General features: G+C 63.8%; 17 protein-coding genes. 5 read left to right on the forward strand and 12 right to left on the reverse strand.

Annotated features, from left to right (window positions below):
- The first annotated feature begins 6 nt into the window (after positions 1 to 6).
- Positions 7 to 1,218 (forward strand): multidrug effflux MFS transporter, encoded by a 1,212-nt coding sequence (locus EY713_RS00230; RefSeq protein ID WP_131119061.1) that lies wholly within the window; start codon positions 7 to 9, stop codon positions 1,216 to 1,218.
- 36 nt (positions 1,219 to 1,254) lie between these two features.
- On the opposite strand, the gene EY713_RS00235 is transcribed toward EY713_RS00230, so the two are convergent.
- Genes EY713_RS00235 through EY713_RS00260 form a run of 6 tightly spaced genes read right to left on the reverse strand, consistent with a single transcriptional unit; the run spans position 1,255 to position 6,149 of the window.
- Complete coding sequence (locus EY713_RS00235; protein ID WP_131113027.1) at positions 1,255 to 1,665, reverse strand: DUF2000 family protein; 411 nt, start codon at positions 1,663 to 1,665, stop codon at positions 1,255 to 1,257.
- Positions 1,666 to 1,669: 4 nt separating this feature from the next.
- Complete coding sequence (locus EY713_RS00240; RefSeq protein WP_131113028.1) at positions 1,670 to 2,545, reverse strand: AraC family transcriptional regulator; 876 nt, start codon at positions 2,543 to 2,545, stop codon at positions 1,670 to 1,672.
- Between the two features lie 2 nt (positions 2,546 to 2,547).
- Positions 2,548 to 3,354, reverse strand: coding sequence for an ABC transporter ATP-binding protein (locus EY713_RS00245; RefSeq protein ID WP_131113029.1), 807 nt, complete (start codon positions 3,352 to 3,354; stop codon positions 2,548 to 2,550).
- Positions 3,342 to 4,178 carry an ABC transporter ATP-binding protein gene (locus tag EY713_RS00250; protein ID WP_245572833.1) on the reverse strand — a complete coding sequence of 279 codons (837 nt, stop codon included), beginning with the start codon at positions 4,176 to 4,178 and terminating at the stop codon, positions 3,342 to 3,344. The genes EY713_RS00245 and EY713_RS00250 overlap by 13 nt, the downstream gene beginning before the upstream one ends.
- 10 nt (positions 4,179 to 4,188) lie before the next feature.
- On the reverse strand, positions 4,189 to 5,115 hold the full coding sequence (locus tag EY713_RS00255) for an ABC transporter permease (RefSeq protein ID WP_131113031.1): 927 nt from the start codon (positions 5,113 to 5,115) through the stop codon (positions 4,189 to 4,191).
- Positions 5,112 to 6,149 carry an ABC transporter permease gene (locus EY713_RS00260; protein WP_131113032.1) on the reverse strand — a complete coding sequence of 346 codons (1,038 nt, stop codon included), beginning with the start codon at positions 6,147 to 6,149 and terminating at the stop codon, positions 5,112 to 5,114. The genes EY713_RS00255 and EY713_RS00260 overlap by 4 nt, the downstream gene beginning before the upstream one ends.
- A 339-nt stretch (positions 6,150 to 6,488) precedes the next feature.
- Between EY713_RS00260 and EY713_RS00265 the strand changes: the two genes are divergently transcribed.
- On the forward strand, positions 6,489 to 6,722 hold the full coding sequence (locus EY713_RS00265; RefSeq protein ID WP_131113033.1) for a DUF6894 family protein: 234 nt from the start codon (positions 6,489 to 6,491) through the stop codon (positions 6,720 to 6,722).
- Positions 6,723 to 6,780: 58 nt separating this feature from the next.
- On the opposite strand, the gene EY713_RS00270 is transcribed toward EY713_RS00265, so the two are convergent.
- From EY713_RS00270 to EY713_RS00290, 5 genes are all read right to left on the reverse strand, one after another.
- Positions 6,781 to 7,668: a PhzF family phenazine biosynthesis protein gene (locus EY713_RS00270; protein ID WP_131113034.1), complete on the reverse strand. Its 888-nt coding sequence runs from the start codon at positions 7,666 to 7,668 to the stop codon at positions 6,781 to 6,783.
- Between the two features lie 109 nt (positions 7,669 to 7,777).
- On the reverse strand, positions 7,778 to 8,947 hold the full coding sequence (locus EY713_RS00275; RefSeq protein ID WP_131113035.1) for a hybrid sensor histidine kinase/response regulator: 1,170 nt from the start codon (positions 8,945 to 8,947) through the stop codon (positions 7,778 to 7,780).
- 4 nt (positions 8,948 to 8,951) lie between these two features.
- Positions 8,952 to 9,377, reverse strand: coding sequence for a response regulator (locus EY713_RS00280; RefSeq protein ID WP_131113036.1), 426 nt, complete (start codon positions 9,375 to 9,377; stop codon positions 8,952 to 8,954).
- On the reverse strand, positions 9,361 to 11,253 hold the full coding sequence (locus EY713_RS00285) for a CHASE3 domain-containing protein (protein ID WP_131113037.1): 1,893 nt from the start codon (positions 11,251 to 11,253) through the stop codon (positions 9,361 to 9,363). The genes EY713_RS00280 and EY713_RS00285 overlap by 17 nt, the downstream gene beginning before the upstream one ends.
- Before the next feature lie 151 nt (positions 11,254 to 11,404).
- Positions 11,405 to 11,581 (reverse strand): DUF2256 domain-containing protein, encoded by a 177-nt coding sequence (locus tag EY713_RS00290; RefSeq protein ID WP_170314060.1) that lies wholly within the window; start codon positions 11,579 to 11,581, stop codon positions 11,405 to 11,407.
- Positions 11,582 to 11,712: 131 nt separating this feature from the next.
- Here EY713_RS00290 and EY713_RS00295 point away from each other — a divergent pair, with 131 nt between their 5' ends.
- Positions 11,713 to 13,326, forward strand: coding sequence for a cryptochrome/photolyase family protein (locus tag EY713_RS00295; RefSeq protein WP_245572834.1), 1,614 nt, complete (start codon positions 11,713 to 11,715; stop codon positions 13,324 to 13,326).
- 81 nt (positions 13,327 to 13,407) lie between these two features.
- Here the strand turns inward: EY713_RS00295 and EY713_RS00300 are convergent, their stop codons facing one another.
- Positions 13,408 to 14,034: a YciE/YciF ferroxidase family protein gene (locus EY713_RS00300; protein ID WP_131113039.1), complete on the reverse strand. Its 627-nt coding sequence runs from the start codon at positions 14,032 to 14,034 to the stop codon at positions 13,408 to 13,410.
- A 152-nt stretch (positions 14,035 to 14,186) separates the two neighbouring features.
- On the opposite strand from EY713_RS00300, the gene EY713_RS00305 reads away from it, so the two are divergent.
- Together EY713_RS00305 and EY713_RS00310 are read left to right on the forward strand one after the other, a co-directional pair.
- Positions 14,187 to 14,660 carry a hypothetical protein gene (locus EY713_RS00305; protein WP_131113040.1) on the forward strand — a complete coding sequence of 158 codons (474 nt, stop codon included), beginning with the start codon at positions 14,187 to 14,189 and terminating at the stop codon, positions 14,658 to 14,660.
- Positions 14,661 to 14,743: 83 nt separating this feature from the next.
- Positions 14,744 to 15,079: a winged helix-turn-helix domain-containing protein gene (locus EY713_RS00310; RefSeq protein WP_245572835.1), complete on the forward strand. Its 336-nt coding sequence runs from the start codon at positions 14,744 to 14,746 to the stop codon at positions 15,077 to 15,079.
- Positions 15,080 to 15,093: the final 14 nt, after the last annotated feature.

Here is a 15,093-nt window from a genome sequence, read left to right on the forward strand (position 1 = left end):
AACATCATGGCATCGAGTTTCACCAAAAACGCCATCGTGCTCGGCTTGCTCTCGGCGGTCGGCCCTTTCGCGATCGACATGTATCTGCCGGCGCTGCCGACCATCGCGACCGATCTGCACGCCTCCACGGGCGCGACCCAGATGACCTTGATGGCGTTCTTTCTGGCATTCGGCCTCTGTCAGTTGATCTACGGCCCATGGTCGGACGTCTCCGGCCGCAAGATGCCCTTGTTTATCGGCGTCGCCGTCTTCGCGGCGGGGTCGGTGGGGTGCGGGCTGGCGCCGAGCGTCGGCTGGCTCATCGTTTTCCGGATTATCCAGGGGATCGGTGCCGCCGCCGCCATGGTGATCCCGCGTGCCGTCATCCGCGATCTTCACACCGGCCCGGAAGCGACGCGGCTCATGGCGCTCGTCATGTTGGTGTTCAGCGTGTCGCCGATCCTGGCGCCGCTCTTCGGCAGCGCCCTCATCGTGCCGTTCGGCTGGCGCGCGGTATTCGTGGCCGTCACGATCGCGGCCATCGTGGGGCTCACGCTTATCGTGACCGTCTTGCCCGAGACGCGACCGCAGGAGCAGCGCGTGCAAGCCAGTCTCCGCAACGTGCTGGGCGGCTTCGCGCTGCTGTTCCGCGATTGGCGGTTTCTCGGGCTCACCTTTACGGGTGGGCTCGGCATGGCGAGCTTCTTCGTCTTCCTGGCCAATTCCTCATTCATCTACATCGACCATTTTGGCCTGACGCCGACCCAATATAGCCTCGGCTTCTCGATCAACGCGATCGGCTTCATCGGCTTTTCACAAGTCGCAGCGGCCCTCGGGACGCGCTTCGGCATGGCCAGGATCGTGCTGACAGCCGCCGCCCTCTACACGGCTTTCGCGGTGCTGCTCTTCGTGATCACGGCGCTCGGGGTCGATAGCCTGCCGGTGCTGGTGACGCTCCTGTTCTTCGCCTATGCGTTTCTCGGCCTCATCATCCCGACCACGATGGTGTTGGCGCTCGAGGATCACGGCCCCATCGCCGGTATCGCGTCGGCTCTCGGCGGCACGTTGCAGATGGTGACGGGCGGCCTCATGATCACGATCGCCAGCCTGTTCTTCAACGGCACGGCGCTTCCCATGGTGGCGCTTATCGCGCTCTGCGCCGTCGGCACCCTCACGGTTGCGATCCTGACGCTCGGTCGGTCCGGCCGGACCGTCGCGAGCAGCAGCCTGGCCTCCTGACCGAAGCGCTCGGCGAGGGGTGCGGAAGCGCCAACCTCACGGATGCAGCGAAGCGCCCTTGGTGGCCTTGTCGACATCCTTGCGCGGGCCGCGTAGCGCGAGGCCGACCAGATCAGGCGCGTCGGCGGGTTCCAGCCTGAAGGCCGCGCGATTGGCCTCGTCGTGGCCCGTCGAGAACATGGCCCGCACGTAGACCGCGCGGGTGAGGTCGCGGTCGAGGGCTTGGCGGTAGGCCCGCGCGAGCGTCTCCGGCGTCGCCGCGAAGATCATCATGGGCTGGCCGAGCAGCGCGGCATGCCGACGCCCCGCCGCATCCTCATAGGGTCGGCCCATGGCGTCCGGCGCCGCGCCCGCGATCCCGGTCGCCAGAAAGGCCGTGACGTTCAGCTTCTGCCAGGTCACGAGATCCTCGAGGACCAGGATCGCTACTTTGGTATCGAATATCATGCCGTCAACTCGCTTGCGGTCTCTCCAAACCGCTTGCGTAGACGGCGTACGCCTCCATGTCTGGAACGCCCGTGCAGCAGGCCCGATAGGCCGCCGGGGTCACGCCATAGGCCCGCCGGAACCAGCGGCCGAGATGGCTCTGGTCCGCAAAGCCGCAGGCCGCCGCCACCGCGGCCGGGCGTTCTCCCGCCAACAGCAGGCGCCTCGCCTCGGTCAGGCGGATCTGCACGAGATAGGCATGGGGCGACGTGCCATAGGCGGCTCGGAACGTCCGTGACAGCTGGAACCGATCGGCGGCGCCTGCGGCCCGCGCCAGATCGTCGGCCCCGATCTCGTCGGTCATCCGATCGTGCAGGCGCTCGCGCGCGCGGGCCGCGACCCTCGGCGCGAGCGCCTGCGCCCCTGGTGCCGACCGGCCGAGATGCGGGCGGAGGCGATCCAGGACCGCGTCGAGCCCCGCATCGCGGGCGAGACGGGGCGACGGCTCCGCCAGAAGCGTGCAGGCACGACGGATCGCCGTCGCCAGTCCGTCGTCGTCCGACAAGGTGGCCCTGAAGGCGGGATCGGCATCGGGCGTGTCGGTGAGACCGGCGCGCAGCCATGCGCGGGGCAGGTACAGCATGCGATAGGCGAACCCATCCTCGGCGCCGGCCTGGCCGTCGTGCATCTCTTCGGGTTCGATGAGGATCACGCGACCCGTGGTGCTGCGACGTCGGGCGCCGCGGCAGAAGAACTCCTGTACGCCGAAATCCGTGACGCCGACGAGCCATTCGTCATGCCGGTGCATGTCGTAGGCGTGGCCGCCGAATCGCGCCCTGATGGCTTCGACCCCGCTGCTCGCATCGCGCACGAGGCGAATGCGATCGGCCGTCCGAGGCATGTTCAAGATCCACCGACCACATCGGTCGTCCGGCGGCGGAAACCACGGCTGGCCGCCAGCAGGTCGCGCGTGTAATCCTCCCGCACCTCACCGCTGCGCAAGGCATCGACGCCGACCACCTCGACGATCCGACCCTGCCGCATGATTGCCACGCGGTCGCAGAGATGCGCCACGACCGCGAGATCGTGGCTCACGAGGATGCTGGTCAGCGTGCGGCTGGCGCGGAGACGAACCAAGAGGTTTAGCACCTCCGCCTGCACCGACACGTCGAGCGCGGAGGTGGGCTCGTCGAGCAGCAGGATGCGCGGCTGGAGCATCAAGGCCCGCGCAATGGCGACGCGCTGGCGCTGGCCGCCCGACAATTGATGTGGAAAGCGGAACCGATAAGCGGGGTCGAGATCGACCGCCAGCATGGTGGCCCGGATCACCGCATCGGGTTCGGCGATGCGATGAATCGCCAGGGGCTCACGGAGAATGCGATCGACGGTCTGGCGGGGGTGCAGGGAGCCGTACGGATCCTGAAACACGACCTGCATGGCGCGCCGCTGGGCGAGTGAACGCCGCTTCTCCAACACCGTGCCATCGAGCGTCAACCGGCCCCGCGTCGGCGCCACGAGCCCCGCAATGGCACGCAGCACAGTCGATTTGCCCGAACCCGATTCGCCCACGATGCCGAAGCTCTCGCCCTCGCGCACCGCAAACGACACGTCCTGCACCGCCAGGGCCAATCCACCCGAGACCCTGAACGAGACCGACAGATGCTCGACCCCGATCAACGGCGAGGTGACCACGTCCCTCACGTCAGCCATGCCGGATCACGCGTCACGACGCTGAGGTTGCGAACGGGCCGATCGAGATCGGGCGCCGCCGCCATCAGCGCGCGCGTATAAGGGTGGGTGGCGTGCTGCAACGCATCCGCGCGGCACTCCTCGACGACGCGTCCGCCATACATGACCAGCACGCGGTCACAGAAGCTCGCCACCGCCGTCAGATTGTGGCTGATGAAGATGAGCCCCATGCCGCGCTCGCGCACGAGCCGGTCGAGGATCCCCATGACCTCATTCTGCACCGTGACGTCGAGCGCCGAAATCGCTTCGTCGGCAATCAAGAGATCGGGTTCAGCGATCAGCATGGCGGCGATCATGACGCGCTGGCCCATGCCGCCCGACAATTGATGCGGATAGCGACGCAACACCGATTCTGGATCGTCGATGCTGACGGCCTCCAGCATCGCAAGGGCGCGCCGGCGTGCGGCAGCCGCGCCGACGCGATGATGCAGCCGATAAGCCTCGGTGACCTGACGCTCGACCGTCATGACTGGATTCAGCGAGAATTTTGGATCCTGCATCACCATGGCGATCCGCCTCCCGCGATAGCGGCTCCATTGTCGTGCCGACATTCCACGCAGATCCTCGCCGGAGAGCGCAAGCCTGCTGGCCGCGACGCGGCCGGGAGGAGGCACAAGGCCCAAGATAGCGCGACCAGTGGTGGATTTGCCCGACCCCGACTCGCCGACGACACCGAGCCGTTCCCGCCCGAGGTCGAACGAGACGCCGCGCACCGCATGCGTCGTCACGCCATTGGACGTGAAGGCAACGTCGAGATCGCGCACTTCGAGAAGCGGCTGGATCACGGCGAACCCCTCATGCGCTTCTCGGATCGAACACGTCGCGCAAGCCATCGCCAAGGATGTTGAACGCCAGACTGACGAAGAAAATCGCGAAGCCCGGAATGGTCGCGACCCACCATTGGTCGAGCACGACGCTGCGCCCCGCCGCCACCATGGCGCCCCACTCAGGCGTCGGCGGCTGCGCGCCGAGACCGAGGAAACCAAGACCAGCCGCTGTCAGAATGATGCCGGCCATGTCGAGCGTCAGGCGGATGATGACCGACGAGAGACACAGCGGCACCACATGACGGAAGAGGATGCGGCTCGTCGAAGCGCCTTGCAGCACAACGGCCGCGATGAAGTCGGTGCGCGCGATGGCGGCGGTTTCGGCCCGCGCAAGGCGCGCGTAAGGAGGCCACGCCGTGAGCGAGATCGCGATCACGGCATTGACGATGCCCGGCCCGAGCGCCGCCGCGAAGGCGAGCGCCAGCACGAGGCTCGGGAAAGCCAGGAAGATGTCGGTGATCCGCATCAGCACGGTATCGACCGCGCCGCCTACATACCCCGACAGCGTGCCGATCGCGAGACCGACCGGCACGACGATGACGCCGACAAGCGCCACGATCGCCAGCGTGGCACGTGCACCGTAGACCGTGCGGGCGAAAATATCGCGACCGAGTTCGTCGGTGCCGAACCAATGCGCGGCGCTCGGGGGCTGCAGGCGACCCGCGAGGTTCTGGTCGATCGGCGAGACGCCGCCTGCCACGACCGGGGCCAGCAGCGCCATGAGGATCAGCGCCGCGACGATGACGAGGCCGAACAGAGCCAGCGGGTTGGAGCAGAGCTTGGCGGCAACACTCACAAACCGTTTCAGACGGGCTTGCGCCAGCGAGGTCGGCGTTGGGTCCGTCAACCAGGCCCGGATACCTCGGCTGGACTGCGGCGCGGTGATCTCGGTCATGCGGCCCGCAGTCGCGGATCGACGAGACGGTAAAGCGCGTCACTCAACACATTGATGCCGATGAAGACTACGCCGACCACGATCGTGCCGCCCAAGACGGCATTCATGTCGGCGTTGAAGAGCGATTGCGTGATGTACAGGCCAAGGCCTGGCCACGCAAAGACCGTTTCGGTCAGAACCGCGCCTTCGAGCAGCGTCGCATAACTCAGTCCGATCACCGTGATGAGGGGGACGAGGATGTTTGGAAAGGCATGTCGCCAAACCATAGCCCAATAGGTCAGGCCCTTGATGAGCGCCGTCGTCGTATACTCCTGGGAGAGTTGCGCGATCGTGAAGCTGCGGGTCATCCGCGCGATATAGGCGAGCGACAGATAGCCGAGGATCGAGGCCGGCAGCACAATATGGGCGAGCGCATTGCGGAACACGTCCCAGGCGCCCGCCATGGCGCTGTCGATCAGGATGACGCCCGTGACGGGATCGAGAAGATCCTCGTAGCCGGCGTCGATCCGGCCCGGGCCCGCGACCCAATTGAGCTTGCCGTAGAAGAGAAACAACCCCATCAGGCCCATCCAGAACACCGGCATGGAATAGCCGAACAGGCCGACGATCCGCACGACATGGTCAGGCCAGCGGCCCTTGCAGGCGCCGGCAACGACGCCGGCCGGCACACCCAGCAGAACGCCGAGGATCGTCGCGATGGTGGCGAGTTCAAGCGTGGCCGGAAAGAAATGCATGAGATCGGACAAGACCGGATTCGACGTGATGACCGACGTGCCGAGATCGCCGTGCAGGACCTTGCCGAGATAGATCAGAAACTGCTCCGGGATCGAGCGATCGAGCCCGAGCGCGAGGCGCGTCTGGTCGTAGGTCGAGCGCGTGGCGTGATCGCCGACGATCGCCAGAACCGGGTCGACCGGAATGAACCGACCGATCACGAAAGTGACGCATGTCAGGCCGAGCAGGCTGAGGGCAGCTGAAAGCAGAAAGCCGGATGTCGTCTTGGTGGACCGCCAGACGGCGAGGCTTACGTTCAAGGCGATGTCCAGATGATTAAACGATGACGCAGAGAACGCCCATCCATCATCGTGTCGTCCTCCTCATCAGGAATGCTGTCGAATTGCCCAGGATCGGGCGAGCCCGACCGCAATGCAAGTCGCGATCCAAGTTGCGCTCAAAATCGGATCTCTCGCCATGCTTTAAGTCGGCAGAGAGGCGTCATTCCAGAGGGGTCCGGTTGCTTCGATGGACAAAGCTGACAGGCTAACGATTGTCATAGCCAGCCGTGCGACTAACAACAGCATAAAAGAAATCTTTAATTAACCATATTCCGGCTAGAGTGGTGGTCTTGCTTCCAAGCAGGAAGGGGTCTCCCGATGAAGCGCTACTACTTCGACTTTTCGAGAGGGGCGGAAAACAACGACGATGTCGGATGCTGGCTCCCCAATGTGGAGGCCGCCCGGCTCGAAGCTCTCCATTTGCTGCCGACACTGGTGGCGCATCTCGATCGCCTCGAGGACCATACCGCCCTCCAGGTCACGGTCCGTGACGAGGCGGGTCGCGCCGTCCTGCTCGCCAAACTCTCGCTCGAAGCGCAGTGGCTCGGTTAACGACCGCACAGCGGAAGCGTCACGGCTGCAGGTGATCGCCGCCGGCCTGATCGTCTCTTTAAACCTGCGCCTCGCCGCTCAGGACAGGCACACAAGCACCACCCACGCTGGCCATAATACCGCCCGGCTCCCGCCAGGCCCGGACGTGAAGCAAACTGGGGCGGCCCATGTCGACGCCTTGATGCACGAGATAGGCCGCGTCGTCGTCCTGCGTCATCGAGAGTCGCAAAGCCGCGAGCGGCGCGGCCGCACTGCCGGTCGCCGCATCCTCGATCGTTCCGGTCAGGGGCGAGAACATGCGGGCCTGGATCGTCGCGCCCTCATGCGAATAGAGATAGAGCGCGAACCGTCCCGCGAGCGCCGGGGTCTCGAGCAACACCTGCCGGAACCGAGCCATGTCCGGTACGGCACGGCCCAAGGCGGTCGGCGACACTTCGGCCAGCACGAAGCCGGTGCCGACCGATGCGCGGACAGGCTGATGCGCGGTCGTGACGATGTCGTCCGGCTGCAGGCCAGCGCAAGCCGCGATGGCGTCCGCCTCGAGCGAGATCCCGAGCGACAGCGGCTGCGGAGCCGCAATCGTGGCGCGAACCACCGCCCCGGCGCCGTCGCGCTCAACCTCGACCCGCACCAGCCCCGCGATCTCCTCGAACAGCATGACGCCATCGTGATCGCGGCCGAGCTGAGCCAGCGCAAAGCCGGTGCCGACATTCGGGTGTCCGGCGAACGGCATTTCGGCCGTGCGATTGAAGATGCGGACGCGGGCCGTGTGGGCCGGATCATCCGGCGGCAGCACGAAGGTGGTCTCGCTGAGATTGAACTCCGTCGCCAGCGCCTGCATGTCGGCGTCCGACAGACCTCGCGCATCCGGGAAGACCGCGAGCGGATTGCCGCCGAACCGCCGTTCAGTGAAGACGTCGAACGTGACGAAACGATAAGCGGGCATAGCGAAGCTTCCAAAGGTCGGTGCCCTCTCGGGCCGAACGTCGACTTCTATAGAGCCAACGCCGGGCGGCGTCACGGCGCCTAGGGTCGACCGTGTGGCCGCTCCAGGATCACGTCTCTTCGGCGATCGCCACGGGCTCCGCGAGCTGTGATGCGGCCGCCAGCGTGAGGTGGAATGTCGTGCCGCGATCGACCTCGCTTTCGACCGACAAGCTGCCGCCTTGGCGCTCCATCAGGTCACGGCAGAGCAGCAGACCGAGCCCACTGCCGCGCTCGCCCGCGGTCCCTTTGGTCGAGACCCTTCGGTCGAGCCGAAACAGATCGGCGAGCTTGTCCGGCGACATGCCGACGCCGGTGTCGGCAACACTGATCGTGATGGCTCCGCCGTCGAGCCGGGCCGACACCGCGACGCTGCCGCCGACATGCGTGAACTTGATCGCATTGCCGACCAGATTACGCAGCACCGCGAGCAGCATGTCGCGCTGCGCCTCGACCACGAGGCCCGAACAATCATGGGTCAAGGCGACGGTCTTGGCCGCCGCTGCGGCGGCCGCGCCGGCCAGCGTCTCGCGAGCCACGTCGTCGAGCAGGACAGCGTCGAGATCGACCGCCGTGGTCTCCATCTGCAGGCTTGCCCAGGCGAACAGGCTTTCCATCAACGCATAGGCCTGCCCGGCTGCCTGATGCAGCCCTTGGGCACGACGCTCGACCGCCGCCGTGTCTTTTGTCGTGGCCGCCTTGCTCAGCACTTCGGACAGTCCGAGCAGCGCCTGGAAGGGATTCCGCAGATCATGCGCGATGATCGAGAACAGCAGCGTCTTCTGACGATTCAGCGTGTCGAGCGCGATCGACTTCGTTTCCGCCTCGCGTCGCGCCGTCTCGAGTTCGGCCAAAAACCCGCGGCGCGCCCGCGCATAGCGGATCGCGCGCGCCAGGATCGAAGGCGTTGCCTCGGATTTGGCGAGATAGTCGAGCGCGCCGGCCCGCATCAGACGGAGCGCCAGCTCCTCGTCGGTCTCACCGGTGAGCATGAGAACGGCGTGATTGCCGCCTTCGGGAGACAGTAATGCCTGGAGAACCTCGAATGCATCGATGTCGGGCAGGCGATAGTCGAGCAGCACGCAATCGAAGTTTTGCTGCGCGGCGATCAGCAAGCCGGTCGTTCCGTCCGCAGCCTCGATGAGATCGTGCGACAAGCCGGATTTGTTCAGCGCTCGACGCACGCTGGCCCGGTCCACGGCATCATCGTCGATGAGAAGAATACGAGTCGGGCTGGTCATGTCTTTACTGGGGGAACTCGACGATCTTCCAGAAATGCTCGAGCATCGACACGGCCTGCATGAAGGTATTGGCCGGATCCTGCTTGACGATATAGCCCGCTACATTGTGACCGTAAGCGCGCGCCTTGTCTTCCTCGGCCTTCGACGTCGTGATCATGAAGACGACGGCGGACTTGAGGTCATCGTCTTTGCGTAAGACTTCCAGAAATTCGAGACCATTCATCCGCGGCATGTTCAGGTCGAGCAGGATCAGATGCGGCTTGGGAAGCTTGGTCTTACCGTTTTCACCCCGAAGGATCTCGAGTGCTTCCAAACCATCCCGCGCCACCACGATCGGATTGCCGATCCGGCTCTTGACGAAGGCCCGCTTCAGGCCTTGCACATCAACTTCGTCGTCGTCGACCAGCAGCAGATTAACGGTCGGTGTCATCGTGTTTTCCCAACGCAATTTCGGGCCAGGTGAAATGCACCTTAAGCCCCCGGCCCGCTTCGCCCCCGCTCAGCCAAACCTTACCGCCGCGACGCTCGATCAGCTTCTTTACGATCGCAAGACCCATCCCGCTACCCTCCACCTCATCGCGCGGCTTCAATGTCTGAAACATACCGAAGACGCGGTCGAAAAAGCGATCGGGAATACCCGGTCCATCGTCCGTAACCGTAAATTCCGTGACGCCCTCGCCCGGCGCGGCCGCCACCATGACGTGCCCGACAGATGGGCGGTCATGATGCTTGATCGCATTCCCGATCAGATTTTGAAAGACCTGAGTCAGAGGCGCGCGCGGTGTCTGAAGTTTCGGCAGGGACGGGTCGGCCGTGATCTCGAAGCCCTCCGGCGGACTGACCAGCGCCGCGAGTTCTTCGACCACAAGGCGCGTGTCGACCGCATCGCTCTGATCGTCGGCTCGTCCGGCGCGCGAATAGGCCAAAAGATCGTCGAGCAGACTTTCGAGGCGCCGGACGCGACTTTTCAACAAATCCATGTTGGTCTGCGTGTCGCCCGTCAACACACCTTCGAGATCCTCCTCGATCCAGCTCACGAGATTCTCGATCCCGCGCAGCGGCGCTTTCAGATCATGCGAGGCCACATAGGCGAATTGCTCGAGTTCCTCGTTGGATCGCAGCAGATCGCGCGCCTGTTGCGCCAGCCGCCGTTCCATACGCTTGCGATCGGTGATGTCGGTCAGCAGCGTCACGACGCCGAGGACCGTGCCATTGGGGGCGCGATGCGGGCGGTAGAAAGCTTCGATATCCCGGCTCGGTCGCCCGGGGCGAAACAAGCGTTGCTCGAACCGCGTATCCTTGCCGCCGAGCGCGGTTTCGAGTTCGAGGCGCGCGCCGGGAAACGGGGTTGACCCGAACACGTCGATCAAGGGCTTGCCATAGACTTCGGAGACGTCGCCCTGTCCGAGGTCGAAAGTCCGTGAAAATTCGCCGTTGAGAAAGCCGACGCGACGTTTGTTATCGACATAACCGACCATGGCCGGCAGCGTATCGGCTGTGACGCGCAACAGAGACGTCCGGTCGAGTTCGATCAATCCCTTTTTGAACACCTCGACCGCACGGGCCATCTCGCCCACCTCGTTGCGCTGTTTGATACTCGGGACGACGACGTCGAGGTCGCGATGCGTCAGCCGACGCATCACTTGAGCCAGCAGGACCAGCGGCTGCACGATGAGCCGATTGATCGCGATGCCCATCCCGGCGCAGATCAACAGGGTGATGATTGCGCCGACGACGAGCACGAGCAATGAATTGTGTTTGGCCGCCTCCACCACCGCATTCTGATGGGCGAAGATCTGCTCTTCGCTATCTTGGATCGCCTTCAGTCTCGTCCTGAACTGGTCGAAGAGCCGTTTCCCGTCACCCTTCATCTCGATCCCGACAGCCTCGTCGCGCGTCGCTGACACCGCCATCTGATGAACGGCGGGCTCGCCGATGTCGGTCTGCCAATGGCGCGCCGCATCTTGGGCCTGGACGAGGAGATCGGTCTCGGTCCGGTTTTCCGTCACGAGACGCTGCAGATCGACCAAGGTCTGGTCGAGCTCGATGCGACCGGATCGGTATGGTTCGAGGCTGCTATCGTCGCCGGTCAGAAGATACCCGCGCAGCCCGGTTTCCTGGTTCAGCATGGCGACGCGGAAGGCGTCGAGCGAGGACATGATTTGGCGGGAGCGACCGCGCGCGTCGATCGCCTCGTTCTGTTGGGTTTGAGTCATGTAGAGGGCGAGGCTGCTCAGCAGCGACACCAGCGCGATCGCGCCGATCGCGCCGCCAAGCGAGCGGTTCAGACCAAACGAATTGGGCATGCGGAGTTCGACCCTTCCATCACCAAGGCGGCGTAGCGCATAGCATGGATTGCGCGGCACCGCTTCGGTTGCCGCGCTTCGAAACCGCCGTCGCACAAGCGTGAGGCATTCGGTCGGCGCCTGATGGCGCGGGGCGCCCTATCGGGCCTGATCAGTCGGCTCGCTTGCTGTCCGTCCCGCCGGTCGTGCCGCGTTCCCGCCGGCACCGATCGGAACAATATTTCACCTCGGACCAAACCGCCGCCCAAGCTTTGCGCCACGCGAAGGGACGGCCGCATGTGGCGCAAATCTTTTCGGGCAAATCCCCCTTGCGTCGCATTTTCGGCACGTGATCCCCCATCGACGCAGCGACCCGATGCGGCAAATCGCCAAGTCGCTCGTCTCGGCCCGAACCATCGGGCCCCTCTGGTTATATAGAACACAGACGGAACAGAGACAGGCTGAGGATTGATGGCGCGCGTGAAGGCACCCAGCGAGGGCGGGGCAACAACTCCGATTCCGAAGACGCTTCGCTTCGTCCTCGGCGACCAAGTGAGCCACGATATCTCCAGCCTGTCCGGTCTCGAAGCGCAGCACGACGTGGTCCTGATGGTCGAGGTGGCGGACGAGACGACATATGTGGGCCACCACAAGCAGAAAATCGCGTTCATCTTCGCGGCCATGCGGCATTTCGCGGCCGAACTGACCGCCAGCGGCGTAACGGTCGATTACGTCCGGCTCGACGACGCCGCAAACACGGGGTCGTTCACGGGCGAACTCCGGCGGGCCGTTGCGCGACATGCGCCCCATCGGGTCGTCGTCACCGAGCCCGGCGAGTGGCGCGTGTGGGAGATGATGCGCGCCTGGTCGAGCGAATTGGGCCTGCCGGTCACGATTGAGGATGACGATCGCTATTTCTGCTCGCGGGGGCGCTTCGCGCGCTGGGCCGAGGATCGCAAATCCTACCGGATGGAGTTCTTCTACCGGGAGATGCGGCGCGAAACCGGGCTGCTGATGCGCGGCGACGAGCCGGAGGGCGACCGGTGGAACTTCGATACAGAGAACCGCAAGCGGCTGCCGACGACGGTTCACCAACCGAACCGGCGTCGGTTCGAGCCGGATGCGATGACACGCGAGGTGCTCGACCTCGTCGCCATGCGCTTCTCCCATCATTTCGGCGATCTCGATGGGTTCGGCTGGGCTGTGACGCGAGCCGATGCGCTGGAGGCGCTGGAGCATTTCATCCGCGCGTGCCTGCCGCTCTATGGCGACTATCAGGATGCCATGAAAGCCGATGAGCCGTTCCTGTTCCACGCGGTCGTGTCGCCCTACCTCAATGCTGGATTGTTGACCGCGCGGGAGATCTGCGTTGCGGCCGAACGCGCCTACCAGCGTGGCGAAGCTGGTTTGAACGCTGTGGAAGGGTTCATTCGGCAGATCCTTGGCTGGCGCGAATATATCCGCGGGATCTATTGGCTTCGAATGCCGGGTTATGCGGCCACCAATATGCTTGGCGCGAGCCGTCCGCTGCCATGGTTCTACTGGTCGGGCGAGACCGATCTGAATTGCATCGCGAACGCGGTCGGTGACACCCGCCGCAACGCCTACGCACATCACATCCAAAGACTGATGGTGACCGGCAATTTCGCGCTTCTGGCCGGTATCGACCCGCGCCAGGTCGAGGAGTGGTATCTTGCGGTCTACGCCGATGCTTACGAGTGGGTGGAACTGCCCAACGTGCATGGCATGGCACTCTTCGCCGACGGCGGCCTGTTGGCGTCCAAGCCCTATATCGCGTCCGGCGCCTACATCGATCGGATGTCCGATTATTGTGGCCCGTGTCGCTACGATCCGAAGATCAAAAGCGGCCCGAAAGCTTGCCCGTTCAATGCGCTTTACTGGAATTTTCTGATCGAGAACCAGAACCAGCTCGGCAAAAACGCACGGCTCGCCATGCCCTATCGGACGTTGGCGCAGATGCGGCCGGAGCGGCGCGACGAGATTGTGCGCGAGGCTGGAGCCTTTTTGGCAGGTTTGTCGTCACAACCGGCCGAGCCGAGCGCGATGCCGAAGCAGGCTGCGCTCGAATTTTGACATGTCTCTTTGCTGCGACCAGTCGAAAAAAAGGGCGATGCTGCATCCGGCAGCATCGCCCGGATACCGGGTCGACGAAGACTAACCCTTGGCTTTAGCCTTGGCCGGCTTCTTGGCAGGTGCTTTCCCGCCGTCGTCGGATTTCGCGAGCTTTGCATTGGCTTCGCGATCTTCCGACTTCTCCTTGGACTCGCTCTCGTCGTCTTCCTCGCCTTCGCCCGCAGCCGCATTGGCGATCGTCTCGGCGAGTTGCGACAGCGTCTCGTCGGCAGCTTTCTCTTCCTGCAACGTTTCGTCGAGCAACTTCGCCGCGTTGTCGTGGCCGAGTTGCATCGCCCAGCTCTTCAACGTGCCATAGCGCGCGATCTCGTAATGTTCGACCGCCTGCGCGCAGCCGATCAGAACCGCGTCACCTGCCGGCGTGCCACCGAAATCCTCGAGGTCTTCCTGCATTTCGCTGACGATGCCCTGCATGGCCTCGCAGGTCTTGGCGCGTGCGGCCTTGCCGATAATCTCGAAGACTTGCTCGAGGCGTTCGACGTGGTGACCGCTTTCGTCGCGATGGTGTTCGAAGGCGGCTTTCAGTTCGGGAGCCTTGGCGGCCTTGGCCGATTTCGTGAGCGCGCGAACCGATTGCTTCTCAGCGAAATAAACGTCCTTCAAGGTCTCGTAGAAGGCGTCGGTCAGTGTCTTGTCTTTAGAAGCCATGGTGCACCCCGGTATTCGACCGCGCGGAACTGAGTGGTCGTGCTGCGCGAACGCCACGCGTCGCAACATAGTTTCGTCGTTATGACGTTGACGACAAACAATGCAGCGAGGGCCGCCTCCGCCGGAGCAGGCGGCATCAACCCGCCAGGCTCATGTCGCTCTCGTCCGCCTGCCGCAGCGATCAGCGTTGTCTCGACAATCCAAAACAAGATTTGAAACCGCAACGTCGATGCCGCGTGGATTCGATGTTGTCCGCGTCAAAGTCGTGGAGCCGGTCGTTGAGTGGACCAGCCGCGTTTTGCGATGAGAACTTTTATCACCGTGATGAAGTTGACCTCGGGCGGGTCGTGGAGAGCAATTGTGAAGGTGGGAACATGCTGAATCAAGCGATGATATATACGGGATTGGTCGTTGCTTTGGCTCAGCCGGCTTATGCGGAGATCAGTAAATACAACATAACCGACGCAGAAAAAGCCGCTTGTCACGACGATGTGATGGCCTTTTGCAGCGAAGCCTTTCCGGATGAAGACAAGATACTGGCTTGCATGAAAGTGAATAAAGCAAATCTGACGACAAGTTGCAGAACGGTCTTCAATGCCGGAATGAAGCGCCGCCACCTCGACTAAGTCATGTCAAGCCGTGGCTTGAAGTGGGTCATGTTCGGGAACATTCTCACGACCTGCCACCTTGGATCGCGATGCCGATACACGTGACCTTTCGTTTGGATTTCGACGACGAGCGTCGCCTCGGCCCAGGCAAAATCGCCTTGCTCGAAGCCATTCAAACCTCGGGGTCGATCGCTGCTGCCGGTCGACGTTTCGGGATGGCCTATCGTCGGGCGTGGCTCCTCACGGATGAACTCAACCGCATGTTTGCCGACCCCTTGGTTTTGACGCGAGGCGGCGGCCGGAATGGAGGAGGCGCGATCTTGACGCCCCTCGGCGAAGAGATCGTCGCAGCCTATCGCGAGGCGGAGCGCAAAATCAGGCAAGCAACGACGGTCGAGGTCGATCGCTTCGAACGTGCGCTCGTCAAACGCTCCTGACGCCTCGCGGATCC

The sequence above is a fragment of the Lichenihabitans psoromatis genome, from assembly GCF_004323635.1.
GTDB lineage: Bacteria > Pseudomonadota > Alphaproteobacteria > Rhizobiales > Beijerinckiaceae > Lichenihabitans > Lichenihabitans psoromatis.